This window comes from uncultured Altererythrobacter sp. (genome assembly GCF_913057185.1).
GTDB lineage: Bacteria > Pseudomonadota > Alphaproteobacteria > Sphingomonadales > Sphingomonadaceae > Erythrobacter > Erythrobacter rubellus.
In genome coordinates this window covers 66768-92097 of sequence record NZ_CAJXNK010000002.1, presented here as the reverse complement: position 1 = coordinate 92097, position 25330 = coordinate 66768, and the positions used below count along the sequence as shown (strand labels likewise).

Genomic DNA, 25330 nt, shown 5'->3' with positions numbered 1-25330 from the left:
CTCTTTGTTTATAAAATCGGAATTGTGCCGCCAGCGCTAATAGTGCTGTTCATAATCAACCGCGGACAGGCGCAGGATGCAATGCGTCATAACTATCCAGTGAGTGGCCACCTACGACATGTATTCACCGGACCTGGCGAATTCTATCGACAATACTTGTTTGCCATGGACTGCGAAGAGCTGCTGTTTACTCGCTTGCAACGCGATTGGGTGAACGAAGCATCTGCAGGCGAATCAACCAATGTAGCTTTCGGTTCGACCCGTCATTTGGAGCCGGCCGGCACACTCATCTTTGTGAAGAGCCCGCGGCGGATGAAGCTTTTCAATTGCGTATGGGGTTTGCCGATGGGCATTCTAGGCCACTGGATGACCTCCATCCGGCATTGGCGGCGTAATGCTCGTTCGCCATGCCAGACAGGCCTGAGGATCATCCGATCAGGCAAAAGAAAAGCCGCGGACCGAAGTCCGCGGCTCTCTTTTTTCTAAATCCTGAGCGGATTAGAACGAGAAGGTCACACCACCGAAGAACGTACGAGCAGTGTCGTAGATCGTCGGGAAGGTGTTGCCATTACCCAGCGGCGGACCCGAAGAGGTCGATACTGGGGGCTGGGTGTTCGTCACGTTCTGGACACCGCCTCGTAAGCGTATCGTGTCATTCAGCTCGTAGAAGAATGACAGGTCAACATAGTTGATCGTCTGCAGATCATCGTCAATCAACGGGCTGTCACCAGCTTCGTTCTTCGTTCCCGCGAAGTAACGCCATGTTGCAGCGGCCTCGAGGCCTTCAACCGGGGTTTCCCAAGTTGTCGTCACACGGTGACGATACTTCGGGTTCACCGGAGAAATACAACCATTGTTAAGGAACCCTGCACATTCAATCGGGGTATCGCCCGGGAATGAAGCAAAGTCGAACTTGTCTAGATAGGTACCAGCGTAGTCAAAGCGCATACCGCCAAACGAACCAAGATCGGTTGAATAGCGAACTTGGATATCAATACCCGAAGTTGTCAATTCAGCGATGTTGAGGTTGGTCTGTTGAAAACCTACGCCCGGAATACCCGCGATGAGCGAGCCGTTCGATGCGCGAACGATCAGATCGCAGAAGGTTGGGTTACCGGTTGAAAGACACTGATCCAAAGTGGTCTGTGCCTCGATACCAGCTGAGATGAAGTCTTCAACTGAGATATCAAAGTAGTCAACTGTGACCGACAAACCTGGCGCGAACGAAGGTGTCAGAACGGCACCAAAAGTCCAAGTGTCCGAGCTTTCCGGGGTCAGCTGCGGGTTACCACCAGTCAGCGACTGGGTCTGACCAGAGATCACGTCTGGAACATTACCATACTGAGCCGCAGTAACGCCAGTGTTTGCACATGCTGACTGTGAGGCAGTTGGTGCAGAAGTCGCACAAGGATCGTAGATTTGTTCCCCGAGCGAGTTCTGAGACGAGTTGAGGTTCGGCAGGCCAGTGTTCTGGCCTGTGTAAAGCTCAATCACGTTCGGTGCACGAACAGCACGCTGGAACTGACCGCGAAGCGTCAGATCTTCAACCGGTGACCAGGTCAACTGAACACCGAAAGCATCGGTGCTGAAGCTGTTGGTCGTGCCGTTACCCGAGTTGTCATAATCCGAGTAGCGGTACTGACCAGCAAGTGTCAGCTCGTTGAAGAATGGCTTGTCCTGAACGAGTGGGATCTGAAGCTCAGCGTAGAGTTCCATGACTTCCACCTGACCCTTAACAGGCAGGGTTGCGCCACCAACACCGGTGAAACCGCCGCCAGGAACCTGGCTGATTTCATCGGGGATTGATTCCAGCTTGTCCTTACGACCCTCAACACCAACAAGCAGAGCGACGCCATCGTCTGCCCAAGGTGTAGAGACACCATATTCGCCGAGGTCGCCCTGAATGTTCGCGCCATAAACCATCTGACTGGTTTTACCGATCACAAGGCCGACACCCTGAATGAAGTCGAGAGCTTCCCGGGTCACACCTGAGCTGCCGCCAGGACGCGTAAAGATGTTGTACGGAACGCAGCCACCCGAGGGATCGGAACAAACAACATTGCCATTGCCATCATCGACAGCAAGAAACGCCTGCTGCGTCTTCGAGATAATGAAGTCGTTAGTAGACAGCGAGCTGTCCGAAGTCTCGGCATACTGACCGAACACTTCGTACGCCCACACGCCATCCGCAAAATCACCGCGCAAGCCGCCAACGATGCGGAATGCAGAGTTTTCGAGGCGCGAGTTACGAGGACCACCTTCAACGTTACGGTGCGACATGAACTGGCTGTCCTTGATCACGCCATCAGCGATGTCCTGCGCCGAACAGCCGAACACTTCAGTGGCCAAGTCAATGCCTGGTGTGCCGTTGATAAACGGGTTGTCACAGTTGATGTCCCAGATACCGAATGACGCAGATTCAGCAATCTGGGCGTCTGAGAAGACGTCCGTGTAGCTTACGTCCAGGAATGCTTCCAGATTGTCCGTGATGTCATAGTGACCACGAGCGTACAAAGTGAAACGCTCTGAAGGACGCTGGAAGAAGTTACGCTGACCAAAGTTGTAGGTCTGAGCAGGCCCGCCAGCGAAAGGAACGAGCGTACCATCTTCAAGCTGGAAGACGTCGTCGTTTACGCCGTCACCGTTGAAGAAGTCAGCAAAGCGACGGAAGTTCGAAGAGCCTACGCAGCCCGCACCGCCGAAGCTGGTCGAAGAACCGGATTCACCGATTGTACAAGCCGAGAAAGAACGGTTGTTCTGAGTTACCTCGTTACGTTTTTCGTAGCTGGCATAAACGGTAACGTTACCACGGCCGTCAGCGGTGTTGGTGCCGATCATACCGGTGATCACATATTCTTCACCGTCAATAATAGGCGACGCAACAGTCTGTTCTGCAGCAGAGGTAACATTGTTGAAAAACTTGTTGCCGTTACCAGTCTGCTGGAAGTTACCCTGCAGATCTAGCTCGATGCCTTCGAAGTCGCGGCGGAGAATAAAGTTAGCAACACCGCCAACAGCGTCCGAACCGTAAACAGCCGAAGCACCACCGGTCAGCACGTCGACGCGCTCAACCAACTGGGTCGGGATCAGGTCAAGGTTCGCTGATGAGATGGACGAAGAACCATAGGGCAGTCGACGACCGTCGATCAACACGAGCGTACGCTCCGAACCAATACCGCGAAGGTTTAATGTAGCGGTACCCGATGCACCGTTTGAAACTTCACCAGCTTGACCAGCAAATACCTGAGGAAGCTGGTTGGTTAGGTCTTCGATACGAGCAGTACCGGTTGATTTAATTGTATCAGTAGAAACACTGAGGATTGGAGCCGCAGCTTCAAGGTTCGGGTTCACGTTCAGACGCGAACCAGTAACAACGATGGTGCTTTGCTCTTCGATTGCGCTGTCGTCAGACGTAACGTCTGCATCTTGCGCCAGGGCTGGAGCCGCCGTGATTGCAAGACCTGCAATCATGGTAGAGCTCAGGAAACGCCCCATAAACTTAGTATTTTTCATGTCGTTCCTCCGGATAGATTAATCTTCCGTTCTAGTTTTGCCAATAGGGACCAAATGGCTACACAACGCACCATTTGCGCGTGCAACAAACCACCCAATCCCACTTGGATCGGGTGCAACTGTATTCCAGGGCCACCCAGGTCAACCTGCGAGGGAGTAACTTACGGCTTTTCTAGGGAAGTGTTGCAGTCGTGTTACACATCATTTCCCGCGTTTTAGCGTTGCAGTTCATCCACTTATCCTGATGTTAACGTTAAAATAGAATTGAACGCCAACGCATCAGTAAGTGTGCCAGGAGGCCTGTAAGCCGGGTTCTGTCCTGCAAGCGGTATGTTCGCACACCAGCCTTGCAGCGGCAGCCATTCATCTAGGCTACGGATTGCTCCGCAGCTCAAGCAGCCAACCCGGGCCTCTCAGGGCGAAACGCCCCTGCTTTTGACAGCGCGAGCCCCCTATTTGGCCTTGCTCCGGGTGGGGTTTGCCATGCGGGCGCTGTTACCAGAGCCCCGGTGCGCTTTTACCGCACCCTTTCACCCTTGCCTGTGCCCTTTAGGGGCCATCGGCGGTATACTCTCTGTGGCACTTTCCCTTAGGTTTCCCTCGGCGGGCGTTACCCGCCACCCTTGTTTCGTGGAGCCCGGACTTTCCTCGTAATCTCGCGAAAACGCAGCTGCCCAGCCTCCTGGCACAGCGCGATATAGGCATGACCGCCAGAAATGAGAAGGGCCAACCCGTTTCAAGGCCGACCCTCCATCAATTCGGAATTTCAGCGCCTACTCTTTGCCGCCAATGCTCTCGATCGATTCATCGGGCGAAAGCGCCATCTTCCAGATCAGTGCGCCGATCACTGCGCCCACTAGCGGTGCGACCCAGAACAGCCACAGCTGTCCGACAGCGCCGGTCTCTGCATAGAATGCAACGCCGGTTGAACGCGCCGATCACCTGCGCCACCCAATAGGGCAGCAGCTCACCCCATGAAAATCGGCCTAAAACAGCAAGGCCAAGCGAAACAGCCGGGTTAAAATGTCCGCCGGAAATCCCTCCAACCGCATAGGCCATAGTGAGCACGGTCAAACCAAAGGCCAATGCGACGCCGGCAAAACCGATCCCCAATTCCGGATAGGCTGCTGCCAGCACAGCTGAACCGCAACCGCCAAACACAAGCCAGAATGTGCCGATCAACTCAGCAGACAGTTTTCTAATCATGAACTTACTCCCCTCCCCGGAGAACAATGCGCAAGACTAGCATCTAGAACAAGGCGCAAGACTAGCATCTAGATTGCAGGGGGTAGATTGCAGGGGGCAAATTCCAGATTGGGGAAAGAGGATCAGCCTACCGGGCAGCGCCGCGGTCACGATCAAGCAACAGCTGAAACAGGATCGCACCCACATGCTGATCCACGATCCCGTCAATCAGCTCAGGACGCCACCGGCGCTGGAATGCTTCGACTGCCTTGTGTCCGTCTGTGATGTCATAGCCAAACCGCTCCAGCGCGAGATAGAACGCGCCATCGTTGTCGAACGGATCGCCCAGGTCGAGTTTCTCCGGCTTTGGCAGGCAGAGCCCGTATTCAGCCAATCGATCCCATGGAAACAGCTCGCCCGGATCGGTCTTGCGCGCTGGCGCAACATCGGAATGACCGACAACGTTTGCGCGGGGAATATCATTCTCTTTCACTATCCGCGCCAATAGCGGAACGAGGGCTTTGATTTGCGCTTCGGCAAACTCGCGATAGCCTAGCCCATGCCCCGGGTGATCCAGCTCGATCCCGATACTTGCCGAATTCACGTCCTTGTGACCGCGCCAGTAGGACATACCCGCATGCCATGCGCGCTTTTGTTCCGGCACCAGCCGGGTGACTTCGCCTTCTTCGCTGATCAGGTAATGCGCAGAAACCTGCGCTTCCGGATCGCACAATCGCTCCAACGCTGTCTCAACCGGTTTCATCTCGGTATAGTGCAGCACCACCATATTAATCGGCAGCGCGCGATCGTTAAAATTTGGCGAGAGCTGCTCGCGATGGACCAGCTCGTCACGCATTTTAGCCGATCATCCCTTCAGGCTGCGGCAGCACCGCGCCCATGACCAGGCTAGTATCGGTCTTCTTATACTGAAGCCCACCGCCCATTTCCTCAGCCAGCGTTGCGATCATATGCGCAGCGGCAGTTCGGCTGGAGAGTTCGCCTGGCGCAAGCTCGCCTTGAATCGCGCGACCGATGTTGTCATCGAATGCAAGCCGGTCCCCACTCGCCCGGACAACGATCTCTACATTGCCGCCTTGCAGCTCAGCACCAATATCGAGTGTCCCGCCACGGATGAGCGCATCAAGTGCAATATGCGCGAGATTGAGCATCACCTTTACCGCGGGCTTCGGAAGGCTGGACTCACTGATCGCCCAATTCTGCGTCACGCCTTTGGCGTCCGATACCAGCGCGTCGATTACGCTTTGCGCCTCTTCCACCGGAACAGCTCCGCCAAAACCACCAGCCGCGCCGAACGCGAGCCGGAAGAACTTGAGTTTGTTCGTGCTGATCTTTGCGCTTTGTTCGAGCAGCTCCATGCAGCGCGCGCGCATCTCCGGGTCTTTCTCGTCAGCGAGCAATTCCAGCCCGTTGGAGAGAGCTCCTACAGGTGACAGCATGTCGTGGCACAGCCGCGAGCACATCAATGCGGCAAGTTCAGTGGAAAAGGTCATCGAGGCCATTAAAGTCCTACAGAATGGAACACTTGGAACGCTGTCCTACTCAGAAAATCGCTACCATACCAGCCGTGTCGAATCCGAATGCGCGAAAAGGTTATTCGCCAAAGGCAGACCAGTCGAGCACAGGTCGCTTCTAGTCGTCCACCACTGCGTAGGAAACTTCCGTGAATCCGTCTGGATCATCCCGCCACAAGCCAATCTCCTGCCCCGCGATAATCACCCAGATGCTGCCGTCACCAGTGGACATGACCCGATCCGTCTTTGATGGTCGCGCATCACCCACCGGATGCGAATGGTAATAGCCGATGACTTGAGGCCCGCCTTTGCGGGCAGCGCGATGCGCATCGATCAGTGCTTGCGGATCAATTTCGAAATGGGTTGCAGGTGCCGGATGGACATTGCGGGTCGCAACACAATCGGAAATTCGATCGCCCTCGCGCAGCATAATTCCGCATGCCTCGAGCGGATGGGCTTTTCCCGCCTCCCGCAAGATCCGATCGATCACTCCACTTGCCACTTTGATGTCCATCGCGCATGCCTCTAGCATGACCGAAAGCGAAGTCATCATCGGATCAATCGGAACGTCAGACCGCCTCGACAAGGCGTTGGCTGACGCGAGCGATTTTTCGCGAGCGCGAATTCAGGCGCTAATCGCGGAAGGTCGTGTTGCCATTTCCGGTCAGATCATGACGAGCGCAAAAGCCAAGATTCCGGCTGGTGCGCGGTATGAAATCCGCGTCCCGCCTCCCATCGAAGCCGAAGCCCGGCCGCAGGATATCCCGATCAATTTTGTGTTCGAGGATGAGCATCTGATCATCGTGAACAAGCCTGCCGGCATGGTGGTTCATCCCGCAGCCGGAAATCCTGACGGGACTCTGGTCAATGCGCTGCTCCACCATTGCAAAGGCCAGCTTTCGGGCATTGGCGGCGTCGCGCGGCCGGGCATCGTCCACCGGATCGATAAGGACACGTCCGGCCTGTTGGTGGTCGCAAAGTCCGATAAGGCGCACGAAGGTCTTGCCCGGCAGTTCAAGGACCACTCGATCGAGCGGCGATATCTGGCGGTTTGCGGGGGGCATCTGCGCAATTCCGAAGGCACGATTTCCACGCGAATCGGCCGTTCTGATGCCAATCGCAAAAAAATGGCTGTGCTCGCCAAGAATTCCTCGCGCGGCAAAGATGCTGTGACCCATTATAAGCTTTTGAAGAAGCTCAAATCCGCTTCGTTAATCGAATGTCGGTTGGAAACGGGGCGAACCCACCAGGTTCGCGTTCACTTTGCGTCAATTGGTCATCCGCTAGTAGGTGATACGATATATGGACGCACTCCAGCCGAATTACGTAATATTCTGAAGGCTTTGGGTTTCGAAAGGCAGGCCTTGCATGCGGCATCGCTTGGCTTTGAGCACCCGATAAGCGGAGATTGGCTCGAATTCCGATCGGAACTGCCGGAGGATATGCAGGAACTAATCGACCAAACCACGCGTTGAAATCGATGAAATACACTGCAAATCTCTGCAAACGCGTGTATGTGTAACCATGTGACCCGCACCAACGGATGCCCATTAGGGGTCCAGATACCGTCGGGTTGACGCAAGAAAGGTTAGGGAAAGAGTGACCAATACCAAGTCTATGAGCGTCCCGGCGCTCGGCGGAGAGCAAAGCCTCAACCGCTACCTCTCGGAAATCAAGAAATACCCCGTTCTCACCGCTGAGCAGGAATATATGCTCGCCAAGCGTTATGAAGAGCATGAGGACCCCGAAGCTGCGGCGCAGCTCGTGACCTCGCATCTGCGCCTGGTTGCGAAGATTGCGATGGGTTATCGCGGCTATGGCTTGCCGGTCAGCGACCTTATTTCAGAAGGCAATGTTGGCCTGATGCAGGGCGTCAAGAAGTTCGAAGCCGATCGTGGCTTCCGCTTGGCGACCTATGCGATGTGGTGGATCAAGGCTTCTATCCAGGAATACATTCTCCGCAGCTGGAGCCTCGTGAAGATGGGCACCACCGCCGCGCAGAAAAAATTGTTCTTCAACCTGCGACGGATGAAGAAGAACCTCGACGCTTACGAAGATAGCGATCTTCATCCTGACGACGTGGCGAAGATAGCGACCGATCTGGGCGTGCCGGAGCAGGAAGTCGTCAATATGAACCGCCGGATGATGATGGGCGGCGACGGTTCGCTGAACGTCCAGATGCGCAATGGCGAGGAAGGTTCTGGCGAATGGCAGGACTGGCTGACCGATGATCGTCCGCTGCACGACGAAACGGTTGCCGAAGCTGAAGAAGCCCAGGTCCGCCACGAAATGCTGGCTGAAGCCATGGATGCGCTGAACGATCGCGAGAAGCACATTCTGACCGAGCGCCGCCTGACCGAAAACCCGCAAACGCTAGAAGAGTTGTCGCAGGTTTACGATGTCAGCCGCGAGCGTATTCGCCAGATCGAAGTGCGTGCATTTGAAAAGCTGCAGAAAGCGATGCAGCGGATTGCCGGTGAAAAGCTCTTGTATGCAGGGGCTTAACTAGCCCGGCAGACGGTCCAAGAGATCATCGAGAACCGAAACATCGAAACGCCGGGGTTTTCCTCCGGCGTTTTGCTTTTCATCTCGCACAGCACATCTCCCGGCTCTGGCCACTGGAATTGGACCTGCTCGGGAATGACACCGACCAGAGCTTCGAACCATGCGATCAGGTGGGGCTGTAGGGCCAGGTGCATGTCAAACCCTCAGCGGCTACGCGTCTTGTCACCTTCCTTTTGCGCGCGGGCAACGTCAGGTTCGATGTGCTGTATGAAATAGCGATCCGCGAAGCCGATCGCCTCTCGAGCCAAAGGCATCGTCTCGTTGAAGACGTCCATCGTTTTGAACCCGGCGCGGGCCATGCACCAGTCAAAGTGTGATTTGAACGGCTCTGTGTCGCAGATCGCGAAACCGTGCTTTACCTCTATCGCCTGAGCTGGCCTGAACCGCCGGATATTGTGCTGAAACCAGTATTCGGCGTGAACGGCAGGCGCATCAGCAGCGCCCAGAACCTGGCCTTCTGCCTCAAACTCGAGCACGCAATACTGCTCGCCAAAACGGCGCGAATATGTGGTCTTTCCCGCGGTGCTGATGCCTTCGATGACAATAATCATACTACACCAGTCAGTGTCGCCGGGTGACCCGTTTGATTACTCGCTTGGCGCAAGATCCAGCACAGCTGCGATCATCGCTCGGGTGCCCACAGTCACACTCTCGCGCGGGGCGATCTTGAATAGCGGTGAGTGGTGCGAAGGCACTGCAGGGCCGCCATTCGCCGCCGCGTCGAACGCCTCCTGAGGCGTACCACCAACGGCGAAGTAATATCCCGGAACGCCGGTGTCCTCAGCCACGAAGAAAGCAAAATCCTCTGCCCCCATCCCCTGCTGACGGAATGCAGGAGTCGCTTCTTCGCCAAAGGTTTCACGCATCACACCGTTGAGGCGGCGCGCCAGCTCGGGATCGTTGTAAGTCACCGGCGTGCCTTCGGTCACGGTGACCTGCACCGGCATGTCGTCCGGCAGGCCATGGGCCTTGCCGATGTTCACCGCCACCCGTTCGATCGTGGAAAGCAGCTGTTCGCGAACGCGCTCGTCATTGGAACGCACCGTCAATTGCAAGTCAGCGCGGTCTGAAATGATGTTGTGCTTGGTACCTGAGTGGAACGCGCCGACAGTGATGACGGCTGGCGACAATGGCATGACTTCGCGGCTGATGATCGATTGCAGCGCAGTGACGATTTGCGATCCGATATAGACCGGATCACGCCCAGCATGCGGGCTCGCGCCGTGCGCGCCAATACCCGGCACCATGATGTCGACCGAATCCGCGCTGGAGTACTGAATGCCTTCCGACGCGCTGACGGTGCCGGTCGGGATCACAGAAGCGACGTGGAACGCGACTGCGTAATCGGGCTTGCCAAAGCGTTCATACAGCCCGTCTTCCATCATCGCTTTCGCCCCGCCCACACGCTCTTCAGCGGGCTGGACCACGAACATAAGCGTGCCCGACCATTGGTCCTTCATCGACGCCAGCAAGCGCGCCGTGCCGACCATAGAGGTGATATGCACATCGTGCCCGCAGGCATGCATGACCGAGTATTCCTCGCCATCCTGCCCGACCTGCTTGGCCTTGGACGCATAATCGAGCCCCGACTTTTCTTCAACCGGCAGCCCGTCCATATCTGCGCGCAACAGGATCAGCGGACCGTCGCCGTTGCGCAGCATGCCGACCACGCCGGTTCCGCCAACATTCTCTGTTACTTCAAGCCCGGCATCACGCAGTTCTGCCGCCATACGCGCGGCGGTTTTGGTCTCCAGAAACGAAAGCTCGGGGTTCTGGTGGAAATGCACAAACAGATCGTCGAGATAGGCGTCATAATCGGCTTCGACTGCCGCTGCGATCTCGCCGCTATCCGCCATAGCCGGCATTGCCAGCATTGCTGTGCTGAGGGCCAGCGACATTGCTATATTGCGCATGAACTTCATCGATTCTCTCCCAATCCCCGTGTTGATGACTTCCAAGCATCTTCGCGCCCAAGTCGCAAGCGCGTTCCTGATTGCGCACGCGTCACCACGCGCCTATTTGCACCAACATGCGTCTCGCAATCCTTCCCCGCATCCGTGATGGCTTTGGCAATCTGCGCCGCTCGCCCGGACGCACCCTGCTGCGCTGGACGGCCATGGCGATCCTTGGCTTTGTGTTTCTCAGCTTCGTGCTGGTCATATTCTACAAATGGGTACCCGTACCGATCACCGCGACAATGATCCTGGACGAAGAAGTGTGGGAGCACGGGCTTAGCAAAGACTGGGAATCGCTCGACTCTATCGACCGTAATCTGGTCAGTGCCGTGATCGCGGCGGAAGATGGCAAGTTCTGCAGCCACAACGGGTTCGATGCAGAAGCCATCGCCAAGGCCGCCGCGCGCAATGCCCAAGGGGGGCGCATTCGAGGCGGCTCGACCATCACGCAACAGACCGCCAAAAACGTCTTCCTGTGGCAAGGCGGTGGCTATTTCCGCAAAGGTATCGAAGCCTGGTTCGCGTTCCTGATTGAGCAAATCTGGGGCAAGCAGCGGATCATGGAAGTTTATCTGAATGTCGCTGAAACCGGCATTGCAACCTATGGCGCAGAGGCTGGCGCGCAGCGTTACTTCGGGCATTCCGCGGCAAGGCTGCCCCAAAGCGAAGCTGCGCGCATGGCGGCGGCGCTGCCGCTCCCCAAGCAACGCCCGGTTGTCAATCCGACCGGTTTCACAAGGCGTTACGCAAACACGATATCCGCACGAATGGGAGTTGTAAGGCGTGACGGGCTTGATTCGTGCGTCTATGACTAGAAGCCATGGGCGAGGCGCATAGCCATTCACACTCGCATTCGCATGGCCACAGCCATGGGGCTGGCGGTCATTCTCATGCGCCGGCCGATTTCGGGCGCGCCTTTGCAATCGGCATCGTTCTAAACAGCGCCTTCGTTATAGTCGAAGCGACCTACGGCTTTCTGTCCGGATCGATGGCATTGGTCGCCGATGCAGGCCACAATCTGTCAGATGTGCTCGCATTGATGCTCGCCTGGGGCGCAAGCGTCGCGGCGAAGAAACCAGCCTCCCCGCGCTATACCTATGGCTTCAAGAGCTCGACGATCCTGGCTGCGCTGGCCAACGCGATGTTGCTGGCGATCGCCATTGGCGCGATCCTGTTCGAAACAATGCACCGCATTCTTGAGCCTGCTCCGGTCGAAGGCATGACCATGGTGGTGGTTGCCGGGATCGGGATCGCGATCAACACATTCACGGCGCTGATGTTCATGCGGGGACGCAAGAATGACCTCAACATTCGCGGAGCCTTCCTGCACATGGCGGCTGACGCGCTGGTATCATTGGGCGTGGTGATCGCAGGCGTTGCAATCCTCTATACCGGACAAATCTGGATCGATCCGGTCACCAGCCTGATTATTGTTGCAGTGATCGCGTGGGGCACATGGGGTCTGGCAAAAGACAGCATAAAGCTGGGCCTGCACGCAGTGCCCGAAAATGTGGACGAGACCAAGGTGCGTGCTTTCCTTGCGAAATGCGAAGGTGTGAGCGAGGTGCATGATCTGCACATCTGGCCAATGTCGACAACCGAGACCGCGTTGACCGTGCATCTGGTCGTGCCCAATGGCCATCCGGGCGACAGCTTTCTGCACTCAATCAGCCACAAGCTGGAACACGAGTTTGGTATCAATCACTCGACGATCCAGATCGAGCGCGAGCGGGATTGTGCGACCAGCGACTGCTAGACTAGCGCAGCATCGACTGCTGCCAGCGCATGCAATCCAGTCGTATCGAACAGCGGGATCTCACTGTCTTCCTGTCCAACCAGCAGCATAATCTCGGTGCAACCGAGGATGACCGCCTCTGCGCCGCGATCGACCAGACGCGCGATCACTGCGCGGTATATCTCGCGGGACTCTTCGCGTGCGGAACCATTGACCAGTTCTTCATAAATAATGCGGTGCACTTCGACCCGGTCGGCATGCCGGGGGATCAGGACTTCCAGCCCGTGCCTGTCCTCCAAGCGCCCCCGATAGAAGTCCCGCTCCATGGTGAAAGCGGTGCCCAGCAAGCCGACCTTCGTGAAACCCTGCAGCTTAATCGCTTCAGCTGTCGGGTCCGCGATATGCAGCAGTGGCAGGTCGCAGGCTGCTTCGACTTCGGGCGCAAGCTTATGCATGGTGTTGGTCGCGATAATGAGCAGGTCTGCACCGCCTGCCTGCAATGAACGCGCGCTTTCGCCGATCATTCTCCCCAGCGCTTCCCATTCGCGTGCGTGCTGCAACCTCTCGACCTCGCCGAAGTCGAGCGAGTGCATCAGGATTTTGGCGCTATGCGGCGCACCCAGCCGTTCGCGAACCGCGCGATTGATGATCGTGTAGTACTGGGCCGAGCTTTCCCAGCTCATCCCGCCGATGATGCCGATGGTTCTCATGCTGGTAACCAACGCCGCATTTTCGATTCGATCAAGCGGACCAGTTCAGTGTCCATGAACTGGTACTCGTCGGGAATGCCCAGCACGATGATGCGCATGTCCTTCAACGCCGCGCGGTGCCGGTTTTGCAGCTTGGTTCGATGGGCTCGCTCCATCACGAAGATGAAATCGGCCCATTCGACAAGCTCGTCCGAGAGCGGATATTCAGCGTCGCGTTTGGTCCCTGCCGAGATTGTGGCGATGCCCTGGACTTCAGCGAAGAGATGTTCAGCTGTCGGACTACGCAAGCGGTTATGGCTGCATACGAACAGATAGTTGCGATCAGCCAAACAGAGCGATGCGGTTGCTAAGCCGCTTCGTCGTTCTTGCCCTTCTTGGAAGAGCTGCTGACCACGCGGACCGGGTCCTTGCGGCCATGGACCACATCGGCATCGACCACGATCTCACTAACATCTTCCATGTCAGGCAGATCGAACATCGTGTCGAGCAGAATGCCTTCAACGATTGAGCGAAGTCCGCGTGCACCGGTTTTGCGCAAGATCGCTTTCTCGGCGATTTCCTTCATCGCTTCGGGCGTAAAGGTCAGCTCGACATCTTCGAGCTCGAACAGTTTCTTATACTGTTTGACCAGCGCATTTTTTGGCTCTTGCAGAATAGTGACAAGCGCATCGACATCCAGATCGTGCAGCGTTGCGATCACCGGCAGACGACCGACGAATTCGGGGATCAGGCCGAATTTCAGCAAATCTTCCGGTTCGCTCTTTTCGAGCAGTTCGCCCACTTTGCGCTTGTCCGGATCGGCGACATGGGCTCCGAAACCGATCGAGCGTTTCTGCAAGCGGTCAGCGATAATCTTGTCCAACCCAGCGAATGCGCCGCCACAGATGAACAGGATATTGGTCGTGTCGACTTGCAGGAATTCCTGCTGCGGATGCTTGCGGCCACCCTGCGGTGGAACGCTGGCCGTGGTGCCTTCCATCAGCTTCAAGAGAGCTTGCTGCACACCCTCACCCGACACGTCGCGCGTGATCGAAGGATTTTCCGCCTTGCGCGTAATCTTGTCGATTTCGTCAATGTAGACGATGCCGTGCTGTGCCTTCTCGACATTGTAGTCCGAGCTTTGCAGCAGTTTGAGAATAATGTTCTCGACGTCTTCGCCAACATAACCCGCTTCGGTCAGAGTGGTCGCGTCAGCCATTGTGAACGGCACATCGAATGTGCGCGCAAGTGTTTGCGCGAGCAAAGTTTTACCCGATCCAGTCGGGCCCACCAGCAGGATGTTCGACTTGGCCAGCTCTACATCGCCAGCCTTGTTCGAATGCTTCAAACGCTTGTAATGGTTGTGCACCGCAACAGCGAGAACGCGTTTCGCGCGATCCTGCCCGATGACATAATCATTCAGCGTCGCAAATATCTCTGACGGCGCAGGCACTTCGCCTTCTTTGCGTCCGGTCAGACCAGCCTTGGTCTCTTCGCGGATAATATCATTGCACAGCTCAACGCATTCATCACAGATGAACACGGTCGGCCCCGCAATCAGTTTACGCACTTCGTGCTGCGACTTCCCACAGAAGCTGCAGTAGAGAGTGCTTTTGCTGTCAGTTCCGCTCAATTCGGTCATTCCTAAGGCTTCCTAGCCCCTGAAAATCAGGGGTTCGCTGACTTTATAGCCGCGTAATGATGAATCAACCTATAGCGCAGCGATTTTGGATGCTGCCCTAGTGAATCTGTGCAGATTCGCGGTTGATGTGGTCTTAATGTCCCGCAAAGGGACGAAATCCGGCAGAATTCCTTACTCTGGCGCGCCGCCAGAGCCTTCTTCGTCGCCAGTTTCTTCGCTTTCCGGACGGGTTTCGAACACTTTATCGACCAAGCCGAATGCCTTCGCTTCCTCTGCTTCGAGGAAGGTGTCGCGATCCATCGCCTTTTCAATCTCTTCCAGGCTCTGCCCGGTGTATTTGACATAGAGGTCGTTCATACGCGCCTTGATCCGCAGGATTTCGCGCGCCTGGATCTCGATATCCGAGGCCATACCACGCGCCCCGCCAGATGGCTGGTGGATCATGATGCGCGCATTGGGCAGCGCGACTCGCATGCCGGGTTCACCTGCGGCGAGAAGGAAGCTGCCCATCGACGCTGCCTGCCCCATGCACACGGTCGAAACGCGCGGCTTGATGTATTGCATCGTGTCGTGGATCGCCATGCCGGCCGTCACCACGCCGCCGGGCGAATTGATGTACATGCTGATCGGCTTGGACGGATTTTCGCTTTCGAGGAACAGAAGCTGCGCTGTGATCAGCGAAGCCATGCCATCTTCGACCTGACCGGTTACGAACACAATCCGCTCGCGCAGCAGACGGCTGAAAATGTCGAAGCTGCGCTCGCCACGGCTGGTCTGCTCGACAACGACCGGTACCAGCGCGCCCGTTAGTGGATCGTGCGTAAACTGGCCTTGGGTAGAATGGGCGTCTGAGCCGAACAGGTCGATCATAGTGTGTCCTTGTGAATCTGAATGATTCCCTATGTCGGACGCAACGCCGCGATGTTCAAGGGGATTAACCTTTGCATCTCGACAAAAAACTGGAACCGATGCGGCGACCAATGATTTCAACCGCAGCGGGCAGCGCATGCACGCCATCGCCGTTCGTCGGATGGCGAGAACTACCGGTCGACGGTGGGTTCAATAAATCTTGTCCTTCGGCAACAGCGCGGCTTGAAGGGAACTGGAATCATCACGTATCGCCTAGATCTTCGCCGGGCCCTGCTTGCTGCCAGTGCGATGCCATTGGCATGGTCGAACGCCGCACTTGCAAGCGAAGCAAACGCTGTCACAGCGTCTTCGCGCGAGCCGGGTGCTCCGGCTGCGACCATGGATGGCCGCGTCTTCGAGCCGGACTATTTCGAACGATTCGCCCCTCGCAACGCACTCGATATGCTGCGACAGGTGCCGGGATTCTTGTTGCAAGGCGGCGGCGGTGGAAACAGCGGACGCGGCTTTGGCCAAGCGAATGAGAATGTCCTTGTCAACGGACAGCGTCTAACCAGCAAATCTGAAGGTGCGCAGGATCAACTCCGCCGCATACCCGCTGGAAAAGTGATCCGTATCGAAATTGTCGATGGGACAGCACTGGATATTCCGGGTCTTACCGGACAAGTCGCCAATGTGATCGTCGAGTCAGGCGGAATTTCCGGCCAGTTTACTTGGGAGGGCGCGGTGCGCACAACCGAAGTCGATCCGGAATGGTATGGCGGAGAAATCTCCATTTCGGGCAGCACAGGCGCGCTCGATTACACATTTGCCTTCGAGAATAACAACAGCCGGTTTGGCGGCACGGGGCCTTCCTTCTTCGCTTATGGATTTGGGGACCTGAGCGAGCGACGCGACGTCGTGCGGGTCGGAGCATCTGACTTGCCGCGTGTTTCAACCGCGCTTGGCTATGATTTTGGCAATGGGACAATCGCAAACGTCAATGCCTATTTCGGTCATACCTTCTTCGAGCGTGTCGAAGACGAAGATCGGCAATTAGCCGATGGTTCGCAGATTGCGCGCATCAACTCGCGTCGCGGTTCCACGCCGGAGTATGAAATCAGCGGCGATATCAGTTTCGACTTGGGCGCCGGTCGGCTCAAGCTGATCGGACTCGAAGCCTACGACACCGAAGAGATCAAAAGTGTTGTGATCGATACATCGCTAGCGACCGGGGGCACATCTGGCAGTCGTTTTGTGCAGACTGGCGGTGAAGGAGAGCGGATCGCCCGGTTTGAGTACAACTGGCCGATGCTGGGCGGGGACTGGCAGCTTGCCGGCGAAGCGGCCTTCAACCGTCTCGACCGGGTTTCGCGACTGTTCGAAATCGATGACGAGGGCGACTTCAACGAGATCGCCTTTCCAAACGGAACGGGCGGCGTCACGGAAGAGCGCTACGAAAGCATACTCAGCTATAGCAAGCAATTGACCGGCAAGCTTGCACTGCAGATATCGGCTGGCGGCGAATACTCCAGGATCGAGCAAACCGGTAGCGCGGCAAATTCTCGCACGTTTCAGCGGCCCAAAGGTGCATTTTCGCTCGGGTGGCAGCCCGAGACCGGATTGGATATCTCGCTTGGAATCGAGCGACGCGTCGGGCAACTGGATTTTGGTGATTTCCTCGCTGAGATCGAACTCGATGAAGACAATGAAAACACAGGCAACAATCAGCTTGTCCCGTCCCAGACATGGGAGGTCGTTGCAGAGATCAGCAAGACCTTGGGGCCGTGGGGCACGACCACGTTGTTCTTCGAAAAGCGCTGGATTGATGATTTCACCGACATCATCCCGCTAGCCGGCGGCGGAGAATCCCGCGGCAATATAGCCAGCGCCCGTCGCACGGAGATTGAATGGACAACGACACTGCAGCTCGACCCTATCGGGTGGCGCGGCGCACAGCTTGATATCCGGCTGGAGTATGAAGAAGGCGAAGTCCGCGACCCTCTGACAGGCCGACTGCGTGACTTTTCCGGCGGACGTGACCGCGAGGTGGAGATTGATTTTCGCCACGACGTTCCCGGTAGCAACTGGGCCTATGGCGGCGGGTTCGAATATAATCGCGATCGGCCAAGTTTCCGCCTTTCCCAAGTGCGCCTTCAGCGCGATCTGCCTAATCGCCTCAGCGCCTTTGTAGAGCACAAGGATGTCTTTGGTTTGACCGTCAATCTGGAGGTCGCGAATCTGCTTGGCGCTCGAGACGAGGAATTTCGAACCGTCTTTGATGGCCCGCGCACCAATGGCATTGTGCAATTCACCGAAGACCGAAGTTTTCGCGAAGGCCCGATCTTGCGCTTCAACGTCAGCGGGAATTTTTAGACGCTCGCTCTTGCATCGCCCCGCGCACGTGGCAGTGTGCCGTACATGAGACATACAACCGCCGCCGCGCTGGCGCTCGTACTCCTTGCTTCTCCCGTCCTGGCCGACGAGCCATACGATGCAGCTGCCGAAGCGCAGCAGCAACTGGCGCGCATAGCGGCGCTGGATGATGCTGGGCCGCAACTGAATGCTGTCATCGTTTATGAGCCAGAGGGGCCCAATTATGCCAACGAGGCGAGCGAAGCTGGCATGCCACTCGACGGGCGCACAGTGCTGGTGAAGGACAATATCGAAACATTCGAATGGCCGACCACCGCAGGATCGCTGGCATTAAGAAACAATGCGACTGGCCGCGATGCTCCGCTGATTGCCAATATCCGCGCAAATGGCGGCGTGATCATGGGCAAGACCAACTTGAGCGAATGGGCAAACATTCGCGACAACCGTTCCACCAGCGGATGGAGCGCGATTGGCGGGTTGACGCGCAATCCGCACGCAACCGACCGCAACGCCTGCGGCTCGTCGTCGGGCAGCGGCGCAGCGATTGCCGCGGGCTTTGCCTGGGCCGCGATCGGAACCGAGACCAATGGCTCGATCACTTGTCCCGCCAGCGTTAACGGCATTGTCGGTTTCAAGGCGACCGTGGGAATGGTCAGCCGCACGCATGTTGTGCCGATCAGCGCGACGCAGGATACTGCCGGACCGATGACGCGGACAGTGCATGACGCGGCGCTCTTGCTAAGCGCAATGGCGGGTAGCGACCCGCTTGATCCCGCGACAGCAGAAGCAGACACGCACAAAACAGACTTCACCACCGGCTTGGACGATTTCTCGCTCGCCGGCGTACGCATCGGCGTGATGCGCAATCAGGTGGGCAATGTGGCGGGAGTGACGGCGCTATTCGAGCAGGCACTCTCTGACCTCGAATCGCAAGGCGCAGTGCTGATCGATATCGAGTACGACTGGCCCGACGATTTCTGGGGCCGCTCTTTAACGGTGCTGTTATTCGAGTTGCAACGCGACATGGCGGCCTATCTCGGCACGCTCGAAGACGGGAGTATGCCCGATACGTTGGCAGACATCGTCACCTTCAATCGCGAAAATTCAGAAAAGGAGCTGCGCTGGTTCGGGCAGGATCTGTTCGAACAAGCGCTCGAAACAACCGATGAAGCGGCTTATCGCGAGGCGCTTGAGACCAATCTCAAAGCGACGCGCGAGGACGGCATCGACCGCTTGCTGGCAGAGCATGGCGTCCAATTCCTGGTCGCCCCGACCACCGGGCCCGCGTGGTCGACAGATCTTGTGAACGGCGACAATTTCGGCGGCGGCGTGGGCGCAGGATCATTGCCCGCCATTGCAGGCTATCCCCATATCACTGTGCCAATGGGTGCGGTCGAGCGCTTGCCCGTGGGCTTCAGCATCTTTGCCGGCAAGTGGCAGGATCACGAAGTGCTGAAAGCAGGCGCTGCATATGAAAAGGCGCGGACAGCCGAGCTGCCCACGCCTTCATTCGATCCGTGGAAACCAGCAGAGTAATCCGCCGCCGGCATTCCGGTTGATTACTTCTTCGCTGCCTTCTTGGCCGGTGCCTTCTTTGCTGGCGCTTTCTTGTCAGCAGCCTTCTTGGCAGGAGCCTTCTTCGCAGCTGGCTTGTCGTCCGCCTTTTTCGCCGGAGCTTTCTTGGCAGGCGCCTTCTTGGCGGCTGGCTTCTTGTCGTCAGCTTTCTTAGCCGGAGCCTTCTTGGCGGCTGGCTTCTTCTTGGCTGGCTTGGCTTCAGCAGTTTCTTCCGCTTCGATCGCCGCTTCCAGCTCTTCTTGCGTTACTTCGCGTTCGGTCACCTCTGCCTTGTCGAACAGGAAGTCGACGACTTTATCTTCATAAAGCGGAGCGCGCAGTTGAGCGGCAGCCATTGGCTCGCTCTGAACATACTGCATGAACTTTTCGCGATCTTCCGGGCGATACTGCTGTGCAGCCTGCTGCATCAGCATGCTCATTTCCTGCGCGGAAACCTCAACTTTGTTCGCCTGGCCGATTTCCGAAAGGAGCAGACCCAAACGCACCCGGCGCTCGGCGATCTTGCGATAGTCGTCCTTCTCGGCTTCGATTTCCTTCAACGCCGCAGCGGGATCTTCTTCCTGCTGAGCTTCCTGCAAAAGCTGCGCCCAGATCTGTTCGAACTCGGCGTTGACCATGCCTTCCGGCACTTCGAAATCATGACCAGCAGCCAGCGTATCGAGAAGCTGGCGCTTCATCTGCGTGCGGGTAAGGCCGGCGGTCTGCTGCTCCAGCTGGCCGCGCATCAATTCCTTGAGCTTGTCGAGGCTGTCGAGGCCGAGATTCTTAGCGAACTCGTCATCAACCTTGGTCTCTGTTTCGACCTTCACCTGTTTTACAGTGATGTCGAACTCGGCATCCTTGCCTGCCAGATTTTCGGCCTGATACTCTTTCGGGAAGGTGACTGTGATGGTTTTCTGGTCACCGGTCTTCACGCCAACCAGCTGCTCTTCAAAGCCGGGTATGAACTGGCCAGAGCCAATCACCAGAGCCGCACCTTCCGCCTTGCCGCCTTCAAATTCGACACCGTCGAGCTTGCCAACAAAATCGATGATCAGCTGATTACCTTCTGCCGCCTTCTTGCTCTTCGCAGCATCCTTGTAGCTCTTGTTCTGGCCTGCGATGCTGGCAACGGCTTCATTAACCGCTTCATCGGCAACCGGAACAACCAGACGCTCAAGCTTCAGGCCATCGGTTGATGGCACTTCAACAGTCGGCAGCACTTCCAGCTCGATTGCGATTTCAGCGTCCTTGCCTTCTTCGTAACCTTCGCCCAGCTCGATCTTGGGCTGCATCGCCGGACGCAGCTCTTTGTCTTTCATCAACTGATCGACCGATTCGCGAATAACATCGTTCACGGTTTGCGCATGCAGCTGTTCGCCATGCATCTTCTTGATGAGATTCGCAGGAACCTTGCCAGGGCGGAAGCCGGGCATCTTTACCTGCGGGGCGATCTTCTTGACCTCAGCCTCGATTTTAGCTGCGATATCCTTAGCTGGAATGGTCAGCTGATAGGCGCGCTTGAGGCCTTTATTGGTGGTTTCCTTGATCTGCATGGGATTAAAACTGAAGCCTTTTCAACAATTTCGCTGTGTCTATGCGACGTAATTGGCAACGTTCAGGCGAATTGGTGCGGGCGAAGGGACTCGAACCCCCACATCTTACGATACTGGTACCTAAAACCAGCGCGTCTACCAATTCCGCCACGCCCGCTAGCCCGAACGAAGCCGTGCGCGCAGTAACCTGCGACGCATGTAGGGGTGCGCCATTAGTCGGGCGGGCGCAAAAGGGCAAGCGGAACTGGCTTGTTAGTAGGGCAAGTCGGCTTTAAAGGCGCGCAGCATGACTGAAGAGACACAGAACAATACCCCGCCTGACCGCATGTCGGTCAATCCCCACAGCGAGTATTTCGACGGCGAGCAATTGCAGCGCGGCGTCGGCATCAGGTTCAAGGATCGCGTACGCACCGACATTGAGGAATATTGCATTTCCGAAGGTTGGGTCCGCGTGCAGGCAGGCAAGACGGTCGACCGCAAAGGTAACCCGTTGACGATCAAGCTGACCGGTCCGGTCGAAGCCTGGTTCGAGGATCTGGGCGACAATCCGCCGGTGGCCCGAAAAGACGAAACACAAGATTAAGCACGCGCTCTTGCTTGTCATTGCGGCCGGCAAGGGCCAATTGGCAGTAGCGCAATGAAACCCGAAGTCATCATCATCGGCCGACCCAATGTCGGAAAGTCCACGCTGTTCAACCGGCTAGTGGGAAAGAAACTCGCGCTGGTCGATGACCAGCCGGGCGTCACGCGTGACCGGCGCATGGGTGATGCAGAAGTCGCGGGAATGACTTTTACTGTGGTCGATACCGCTGGGTGGGAAGACGAAGACCCGGACACCCTGCCCGGCCGGATGCGGATGCAGACAGAGGTCAGCATCGAAGGCGCAGACGCAGCGATGTTCGTGATTGATGCGCGTGCAGGCCTGACCCCGCTCGACGAAGAGATCGCACGCTGGCTGCGCGAACAGGAAGTGCCTGTGGTGCTGGTGGCCAACAAGGCTGAGGGCAAAGCTGGCGAGGCCGGCGTCTATGAAAGCTATTCTCTGGGACTGGGCGAACCGGTTCCCCTGTCTGCTGAACATGGCGAAGGTATTGCAGACCTGTTCGGCGCGCTGTGGCCCATTATCGGAACCAAATCCGAGGCGGCTGAGGCAGCTGCCAAATTCGCCGCGAGCGAGGGTGAGGAGACACCGCTCGGCCCGCTCAAGCTGGCGATTGTGGGGCGGCCGAATGCAGGTAAATCCACTTTGATCAACCGGTTGTTGGGCGAGGATCGCCTGCTGACTGGTCCGGAAGCAGGGATCACCCGCGATTCCATTGCGATCGACTGGAAATGGACCGACCCCAAGGCAGGGCCGGACGATCCGGGCGAGCGCGAAATCCGGCTGATCGACACCGCCGGCATGCGCAAGAAGCGCAATGTAACCGAAAAGCTGGAAAAGCTATCGGTGGCCGACGCGCGCCGCGCGGTCGATTTTGCCGAAGTGGTCGTGTTGCTGCTCGATGCGACTCAAGGCCTGGAGCACCAGGATCTGAAGATCGCGGACATGGTGCTGCAAGAAGGCCGCGCTTTGATGATCGCGATCAACAAGTGGGATATCGCGGAGAACCCTTCGTCCCTGTTCAACGGTATTCGCGGAGCGCTGGACGATGGCTTGGCGCAGGTACGCGGCTTGCCGCTGTTTGCAGTCAGCGCGAAAACCGGCAAGGGCTTGGACGACATGCTACGCGCGGCGTTCGAGATCCGCGAAAGCTGGTCCAAACGTGTACCCACCGCTGCGCTTAATCGCTGGTTCGACGATGCGATGGAGGCAAATCCGCCGCCAGCACCAGGCGGCCGCCGGATCAAGCTGCGTTACATTACGCAGGCCGGTACGCGACCTCCGCGCTTCGTGGTGTTCGGTACGCGGCTGGAATCGCTCCCCACCAGCTACGAACGCTATCTGGTGAACTCCATCCGCAAACATTTGGGCTTTGATGCGGTTCCTGTTCGGGTCGTGTTGAAGAGCCCCAAGAACCCGTATAACGCCAATCGCGGTGGCGGCGGCAATTACAGTGGCAGCTCGGGGAAAACATGATTGTATTTGACCTGCTAGCCTCGGGCAGCGGCAATATCGCAAGCGATTTGCTCGAGCGCACATCAAGCACGCTACGGGTGCAGGAAATTGTGCGGCTAAGCCTTGCGCCGGCATTCTTGCTCGCCGGTATTGGCGCGATCATGAATGTGATGATGACACGGCTGATCTGGGTTGCAGAGCGGATCGAACGGCTCGAAGCGCGCATGCGCGGAAAAGAGAACCCGACCGCCGAACACGAATTGAAATGGCTGCGGCATCGCCGCCAACTGGCGCAGCGCGCAGTGATGTTCAGCACCTCTGCCGCGCTGACGATTTCGGTTGTGATTGCGCTGTTATTTATCAGCGCTTTCATCAAGCCTCAGATCGGGACATTGGCCGCGCTGGCCTGGATCCTGACGATGGCCCTGCTGTTCACAGGCCTAGTCAACTTCGCGCGCGAGACGATGGTAGCAGCGAAAGGCCACCGTGTGGCCCGCAGTCAACCAGGGCAGGAACAAGACGAGCCCCATACGTAAAAAGGGCGGAGCATTGCTGCCCCGCCCGGATTGATCGGTATTACCGTTCAGTCGTTCATTACAAGCTCACGCAGGATGTAAGTGCCTCTAATCTTGCGGATATTGTTGTACAGCTCCCTTACGGTTTCGTTGCTGCTTTCCATGTTGGTGTCACCCCAGGCTTCCATGAACTTCTCATACTCGGCCTTGTCGGGATCAAGCGACGCCATGTTGGGATAGTTGATCCGCAGCACGAGGTTCACCTCGTTCGCGCCATAAGGAACGGTGTAGATACCGTAATCTGTTATTTGGCCGAGCTGCTTGGCCACTTCGTTCGCTTTCACCCAGGTCTGCTGCAAGCCTTCTAGGTAATAGGGTAGCTGCCCCTCATCCACCTTCACATAGGTCAGCTCAATTACAGTTTCCTGAGGGGTATAATCCTCCCAAGCTTGAAGCTGAGCCGCAGCAGGTGTCGCAAACGCCACGGCGGACGCGGCAAGCAGTCCAAGACCAACTGATTTAAATTTTCGCATGTGTGTACTCCAATCATTAACAGGTTGAGCGACCCAGAAAACTGAAGGGGCGCTACCCAAGCTATCACCCCTCTCCACACTTGAAGGTGACAGGATAACCAATCAAGTCAACGGAAAAGGGCTGATGGATTCCAATCTGGTTTGCCGAAAGAAGCCTTCAGTTGGCATGCATGAAAGCCTGGGAGAACCGCCGGAGGACCAACTCTCCTTAAGCCTCGCCAGCCGCCTGACTTTGGAGCTGCACATAATTTTCTAGACCCATCCGCTCGATCATGTCGAACTGGGTTTCAAGGAAATCTACGTGCTCTTCTTCAGCGTCGAGGATCTTCGCAAATAGATCGCGGCTCACATAGTCGCGCGCCTTCTCGCAATATTCGACCGCATCGCGCAGCAGGGGGATCGCGTCTTCTTCAAGCGCCATATCCGCTTTCAGAATTTCTTCGACGGTTTCACCCACGCGCAGCTTGTGAACCGCTTGAAAATTGGGCAGCCCGTTCAGGAACAACACGCGTGCCGCCAGTTCATCGGCGTGCTCCATCTCTTCGATCGATTCCTTGCGTTCGTAAGCGGCAAGTTTCGTCACGCCCCAATCGTCAAGCACGCGATAATGCAACCAATATTGATTGATCGCGGTCAGCTCGTTCGTGAGCGCCTTGTTGAGATATTCGATGACTGTTGCGTCGCCCTTCATGGCGATACTCCTGTTTGAGACCGATTGCGCGCTTATATGCCCCAACCGCGCCTCGCGGACAAGGCGATACCATGAAAAATTGTCGGATTTCCGCTACTTGAGAGCGATAATCACTAGCACGCAGTCAGCTTATGCTGCGACTGATTTGCAACTGAGCTCGCGCTCTTCAAAGAGGATCGCATCCGCATCGCTCAGGCAGGTTCCGCAATTGGGCCTTTTACCCAATGCCGCATAGGCCGCTTCGGCATCGCCGGACGTTTTGCGCGCCATCTGACGCAAGTCGGCCTCTTTAATCGCATTGCAGATGCAAACGTACATCGGACAGCAATCTCCTGCGAGTGATTCGCAAGAACGAGGATATGCGAATTATTCTCAATAGCAAGGAGA

Annotated in this window: 25 protein-coding genes, 1 tRNA gene and 1 other RNA gene; 9 read left to right on the top strand and 18 right to left on the bottom strand. The window is 56.8% G+C overall.

Annotation, left to right across the window (positions count from 1 at the left end; all coding sequences use genetic code 11):
- Nucleotides 1–498: 498 nt before the first annotated feature.
- The 6 genes from QZ487_RS08265 to QZ487_RS08235 form a co-directional block, all read right to left on the bottom strand.
- Nucleotides 499–3513: a TonB-dependent receptor gene (locus tag QZ487_RS08265; RefSeq protein WP_296024218.1), complete on the bottom strand. Its 3015-nt coding sequence runs from the start codon at nucleotides 3511–3513 to the stop codon at nucleotides 499–501.
- A 287-nt stretch (nucleotides 3514–3800) separates the two neighbouring features.
- Nucleotides 3801–4199: RNase P RNA component class A (rnpB, locus tag QZ487_RS08260), an RNA gene on the bottom strand.
- A gap of 118 nt (nucleotides 4200–4317) precedes the next feature.
- The gene (locus QZ487_RS08250; protein WP_367114444.1) at nucleotides 4318–4719 is read right to left on the bottom strand and encodes an aquaporin; all 402 of its coding nucleotides are present in this window, start codon (nucleotides 4717–4719) and stop codon (nucleotides 4318–4320) included.
- A 127-nt stretch (nucleotides 4720–4846) separates the two neighbouring features.
- The gene (locus tag QZ487_RS08245; RefSeq protein ID WP_296024216.1) at nucleotides 4847–5554 is read right to left on the bottom strand and encodes an N-acetylmuramoyl-L-alanine amidase; all 708 of its coding nucleotides are present in this window, start codon (nucleotides 5552–5554) and stop codon (nucleotides 4847–4849) included.
- A gap of 1 nt (nucleotide 5555) precedes the next feature.
- Entirely contained in the window at nucleotides 5556–6209 is a 654-nt protein-coding gene (locus tag QZ487_RS08240; RefSeq protein ID WP_296024215.1) for a histidine phosphotransferase family protein, read from the bottom strand.
- Between the two features lie 139 nt (nucleotides 6210–6348).
- Complete coding sequence (locus QZ487_RS08235; RefSeq protein WP_285975679.1) at nucleotides 6349–6783, bottom strand: M67 family metallopeptidase; 435 nt, start codon at nucleotides 6781–6783, stop codon at nucleotides 6349–6351.
- Between QZ487_RS08235 and QZ487_RS08230 the strand changes: the two genes are divergently transcribed.
- Both QZ487_RS08230 and rpoH read left to right on the top strand, forming a co-directional pair.
- Nucleotides 6761–7705, top strand: a complete 945-nt coding sequence (locus QZ487_RS08230) for an RluA family pseudouridine synthase (protein ID WP_296024212.1) — start codon at nucleotides 6761–6763, stop codon at nucleotides 7703–7705. The two genes, QZ487_RS08235 and QZ487_RS08230, sit on opposite strands and share 23 nt — an antisense overlap.
- A 142-nt stretch (nucleotides 7706–7847) precedes the next feature.
- Complete coding sequence (rpoH, locus tag QZ487_RS08225) at nucleotides 7848–8735, top strand: RNA polymerase sigma factor RpoH (protein WP_285977008.1); 888 nt, start codon at nucleotides 7848–7850, stop codon at nucleotides 8733–8735.
- Here the strand turns inward: rpoH and QZ487_RS08220 are convergent.
- Genes QZ487_RS08220 through QZ487_RS08210 form a run of 3 tightly spaced genes read right to left on the bottom strand, consistent with a single transcriptional unit; the run spans nucleotide 8732 to nucleotide 10717 of the window.
- Nucleotides 8732–8929, bottom strand: coding sequence for a hypothetical protein (locus tag QZ487_RS08220; RefSeq protein ID WP_285975681.1), 198 nt, complete (start codon nucleotides 8927–8929; stop codon nucleotides 8732–8734). The two genes, rpoH and QZ487_RS08220, sit on opposite strands and share 4 nt — an antisense overlap.
- A 9-nt stretch (nucleotides 8930–8938) precedes the next feature.
- Entirely contained in the window at nucleotides 8939–9346 is a 408-nt protein-coding gene (locus QZ487_RS08215) for a hypothetical protein (RefSeq protein ID WP_296024208.1), read from the bottom strand.
- Nucleotides 9347–9382: 36 nt separating this feature from the next.
- Nucleotides 9383–10717, bottom strand: a complete 1335-nt coding sequence (locus QZ487_RS08210; RefSeq protein ID WP_285975683.1) for an amidohydrolase — start codon at nucleotides 10715–10717, stop codon at nucleotides 9383–9385.
- 194 nt (nucleotides 10718–10911) lie between these two features.
- Here QZ487_RS08210 and mtgA point away from each other — a divergent pair, with 194 nt between their 5' ends.
- Together mtgA and QZ487_RS08200 are read left to right on the top strand one after the other, a co-directional pair.
- Complete coding sequence (mtgA, locus tag QZ487_RS08205; protein ID WP_285977009.1) at nucleotides 10912–11565, top strand: monofunctional biosynthetic peptidoglycan transglycosylase; 654 nt, start codon at nucleotides 10912–10914, stop codon at nucleotides 11563–11565.
- Between the two features lie 5 nt (nucleotides 11566–11570).
- Nucleotides 11571–12506: a cation diffusion facilitator family transporter gene (locus QZ487_RS08200; protein ID WP_296024206.1), complete on the top strand. Its 936-nt coding sequence runs from the start codon at nucleotides 11571–11573 to the stop codon at nucleotides 12504–12506.
- Here the strand turns inward: QZ487_RS08200 and QZ487_RS08195 are convergent.
- From QZ487_RS08195 to clpP, 4 genes are all read right to left on the bottom strand, one after another.
- Nucleotides 12503–13195 carry an aspartate/glutamate racemase family protein gene (locus QZ487_RS08195; protein WP_285975685.1) on the bottom strand — a complete coding sequence of 231 codons (693 nt, stop codon included), beginning with the start codon at nucleotides 13193–13195 and terminating at the stop codon, nucleotides 12503–12505. The two genes, QZ487_RS08200 and QZ487_RS08195, sit on opposite strands and share 4 nt — an antisense overlap.
- Entirely contained in the window at nucleotides 13192–13524 is a 333-nt protein-coding gene (locus QZ487_RS08190) for a phosphotyrosine protein phosphatase (RefSeq protein WP_296024204.1), read from the bottom strand. The genes QZ487_RS08195 and QZ487_RS08190 overlap by 4 nt, the downstream gene beginning before the upstream one ends.
- A 17-nt stretch (nucleotides 13525–13541) precedes the next feature.
- Complete coding sequence (gene clpX / locus QZ487_RS08185; RefSeq protein WP_285975687.1) at nucleotides 13542–14816, bottom strand: ATP-dependent Clp protease ATP-binding subunit ClpX; 1275 nt, start codon at nucleotides 14814–14816, stop codon at nucleotides 13542–13544.
- A 171-nt stretch (nucleotides 14817–14987) separates the two neighbouring features.
- Nucleotides 14988–15686: an ATP-dependent Clp endopeptidase proteolytic subunit ClpP gene (gene clpP, locus QZ487_RS08180; RefSeq protein WP_285975688.1), complete on the bottom strand. Its 699-nt coding sequence runs from the start codon at nucleotides 15684–15686 to the stop codon at nucleotides 14988–14990.
- Between the two features lie 222 nt (nucleotides 15687–15908).
- Between clpP and QZ487_RS08175 the strand changes: the two genes are divergently transcribed.
- The gene (locus QZ487_RS08175; protein WP_296024200.1) at nucleotides 15909–18038 is read left to right on the top strand and encodes a TonB-dependent receptor plug domain-containing protein; all 2130 of its coding nucleotides are present in this window, start codon (nucleotides 15909–15911) and stop codon (nucleotides 18036–18038) included.
- Between the two features lie 45 nt (nucleotides 18039–18083).
- The gene (locus tag QZ487_RS08170) at nucleotides 18084–19574 is read left to right on the top strand and encodes an amidase (RefSeq protein WP_296024198.1); all 1491 of its coding nucleotides are present in this window, start codon (nucleotides 18084–18086) and stop codon (nucleotides 19572–19574) included.
- 23 nt (nucleotides 19575–19597) lie between these two features.
- Here the strand turns inward: QZ487_RS08170 and tig are convergent, their stop codons facing one another.
- Entirely contained in the window at nucleotides 19598–21148 is a 1551-nt protein-coding gene (tig, locus tag QZ487_RS08165) for a trigger factor (protein ID WP_296024196.1), read from the bottom strand.
- A 72-nt stretch (nucleotides 21149–21220) separates the two neighbouring features.
- Nucleotides 21221–21305: transfer RNA gene (locus tag QZ487_RS08160), tRNA-Leu, on the bottom strand.
- A gap of 129 nt (nucleotides 21306–21434) precedes the next feature.
- Here QZ487_RS08160 and QZ487_RS08155 point away from each other — a divergent pair.
- From QZ487_RS08155 to QZ487_RS08145, 3 genes are read left to right on the top strand one after another with little or no spacing between them, the layout of a single operon-like run.
- Nucleotides 21435–21731 (top strand): DUF3297 family protein, encoded by a 297-nt coding sequence (locus QZ487_RS08155; protein ID WP_285975692.1) that lies wholly within the window; start codon nucleotides 21435–21437, stop codon nucleotides 21729–21731.
- 54 nt (nucleotides 21732–21785) lie between these two features.
- Entirely contained in the window at nucleotides 21786–23225 is a 1440-nt protein-coding gene (gene der, locus QZ487_RS08150; protein ID WP_296024193.1) for a ribosome biogenesis GTPase Der, read from the top strand.
- Nucleotides 23222–23740, top strand: a complete 519-nt coding sequence (locus QZ487_RS08145) for a DUF2721 domain-containing protein (protein WP_296024191.1) — start codon at nucleotides 23222–23224, stop codon at nucleotides 23738–23740. Before der ends, QZ487_RS08145 begins: the two co-directional genes overlap by 4 nt.
- Before the next feature lie 47 nt (nucleotides 23741–23787).
- Here QZ487_RS08145 and QZ487_RS08140 read toward each other — a convergent pair whose 3' ends face one another.
- The 3 genes from QZ487_RS08140 to QZ487_RS08130 form a co-directional block, all read right to left on the bottom strand.
- Entirely contained in the window at nucleotides 23788–24252 is a 465-nt protein-coding gene (locus QZ487_RS08140; RefSeq protein ID WP_285975695.1) for a hypothetical protein, read from the bottom strand.
- Between the two features lie 208 nt (nucleotides 24253–24460).
- On the bottom strand, nucleotides 24461–24943 hold the full coding sequence (bfr, locus tag QZ487_RS08135) for a bacterioferritin (protein WP_296024188.1): 483 nt from the start codon (nucleotides 24941–24943) through the stop codon (nucleotides 24461–24463).
- 129 nt (nucleotides 24944–25072) lie between these two features.
- Nucleotides 25073–25261, bottom strand: a complete 189-nt coding sequence (locus QZ487_RS08130; RefSeq protein ID WP_285975697.1) for a (2Fe-2S)-binding protein — start codon at nucleotides 25259–25261, stop codon at nucleotides 25073–25075.
- Nucleotides 25262–25330: the final 69 nt, after the last annotated feature.

Bases quoted from the DNA above. Each gene is read 5' to 3' on its own strand.
- mtgA (WP_285977009.1), top strand. From the start codon at position 10,912: ATGGCGATCCTTGGCTTTGTGTTTCTCAGCTTCGTGCTGGTCATATTC.
- clpX (WP_285975687.1), bottom strand. From the start codon at position 14,816: ATGACCGAATTGAGCGGAACTGACAGCAAAAGCACTCTCTACTGCAGC.
- bfr (WP_296024188.1), bottom strand. From the start codon at position 24,943: ATGAAGGGCGACGCAACAGTCATCGAATATCTCAACAAGGCGCTCACG.
- QZ487_RS08145 (WP_296024191.1), top strand. From the start codon at position 23,222: ATGATTGTATTTGACCTGCTAGCCTCGGGCAGCGGCAATATCGCAAGC.
- QZ487_RS08130 (WP_285975697.1), bottom strand. From the start codon at position 25,261: ATGTACGTTTGCATCTGCAATGCGATTAAAGAGGCCGACTTGCGTCAG.
- QZ487_RS08140 (WP_285975695.1), bottom strand. From the start codon at position 24,252: ATGCGAAAATTTAAATCAGTTGGTCTTGGACTGCTTGCCGCGTCCGCC.
- clpP (WP_285975688.1), bottom strand. From the start codon at position 15,686: ATGATCGACCTGTTCGGCTCAGACGCCCATTCTACCCAAGGCCAGTTT.
- QZ487_RS08245 (WP_296024216.1), bottom strand. From the start codon at position 5,554: ATGCGTGACGAGCTGGTCCATCGCGAGCAGCTCTCGCCAAATTTTAAC.
- QZ487_RS08170 (WP_296024198.1), top strand. From the start codon at position 18,084: ATGAGACATACAACCGCCGCCGCGCTGGCGCTCGTACTCCTTGCTTCT.
- QZ487_RS08195 (WP_285975685.1), bottom strand. From the start codon at position 13,195: ATGAGAACCATCGGCATCATCGGCGGGATGAGCTGGGAAAGCTCGGCC.
- rpoH (WP_285977008.1), top strand. From the start codon at position 7,848: ATGAGCGTCCCGGCGCTCGGCGGAGAGCAAAGCCTCAACCGCTACCTC.
- der (WP_296024193.1), top strand. From the start codon at position 21,786: ATGAAACCCGAAGTCATCATCATCGGCCGACCCAATGTCGGAAAGTCC.
- QZ487_RS08155 (WP_285975692.1), top strand. From the start codon at position 21,435: ATGACTGAAGAGACACAGAACAATACCCCGCCTGACCGCATGTCGGTC.
- QZ487_RS08240 (WP_296024215.1), bottom strand. From the start codon at position 6,209: ATGACCTTTTCCACTGAACTTGCCGCATTGATGTGCTCGCGGCTGTGC.
- QZ487_RS08215 (WP_296024208.1), bottom strand. From the start codon at position 9,346: ATGATTATTGTCATCGAAGGCATCAGCACCGCGGGAAAGACCACATAT.
- QZ487_RS08200 (WP_296024206.1), top strand. From the start codon at position 11,571: ATGGGCGAGGCGCATAGCCATTCACACTCGCATTCGCATGGCCACAGC.
- QZ487_RS08265 (WP_296024218.1), bottom strand. From the start codon at position 3,513: ATGAAAAATACTAAGTTTATGGGGCGTTTCCTGAGCTCTACCATGATT.
- QZ487_RS08210 (WP_285975683.1), bottom strand. From the start codon at position 10,717: ATGAAGTTCATGCGCAATATAGCAATGTCGCTGGCCCTCAGCACAGCA.
- tig (WP_296024196.1), bottom strand. From the start codon at position 21,148: ATGCAGATCAAGGAAACCACCAATAAAGGCCTCAAGCGCGCCTATCAG.
- QZ487_RS08235 (WP_285975679.1), bottom strand. From the start codon at position 6,783: ATGATGACTTCGCTTTCGGTCATGCTAGAGGCATGCGCGATGGACATC.
- QZ487_RS08220 (WP_285975681.1), bottom strand. From the start codon at position 8,929: ATGCACCTGGCCCTACAGCCCCACCTGATCGCATGGTTCGAAGCTCTG.
- QZ487_RS08230 (WP_296024212.1), top strand. From the start codon at position 6,761: ATGACCGAAAGCGAAGTCATCATCGGATCAATCGGAACGTCAGACCGC.
- QZ487_RS08250 (WP_367114444.1), bottom strand. From the start codon at position 4,719: ATGATTAGAAAACTGTCTGCTGAGTTGATCGGCACATTCTGGCTTGTG.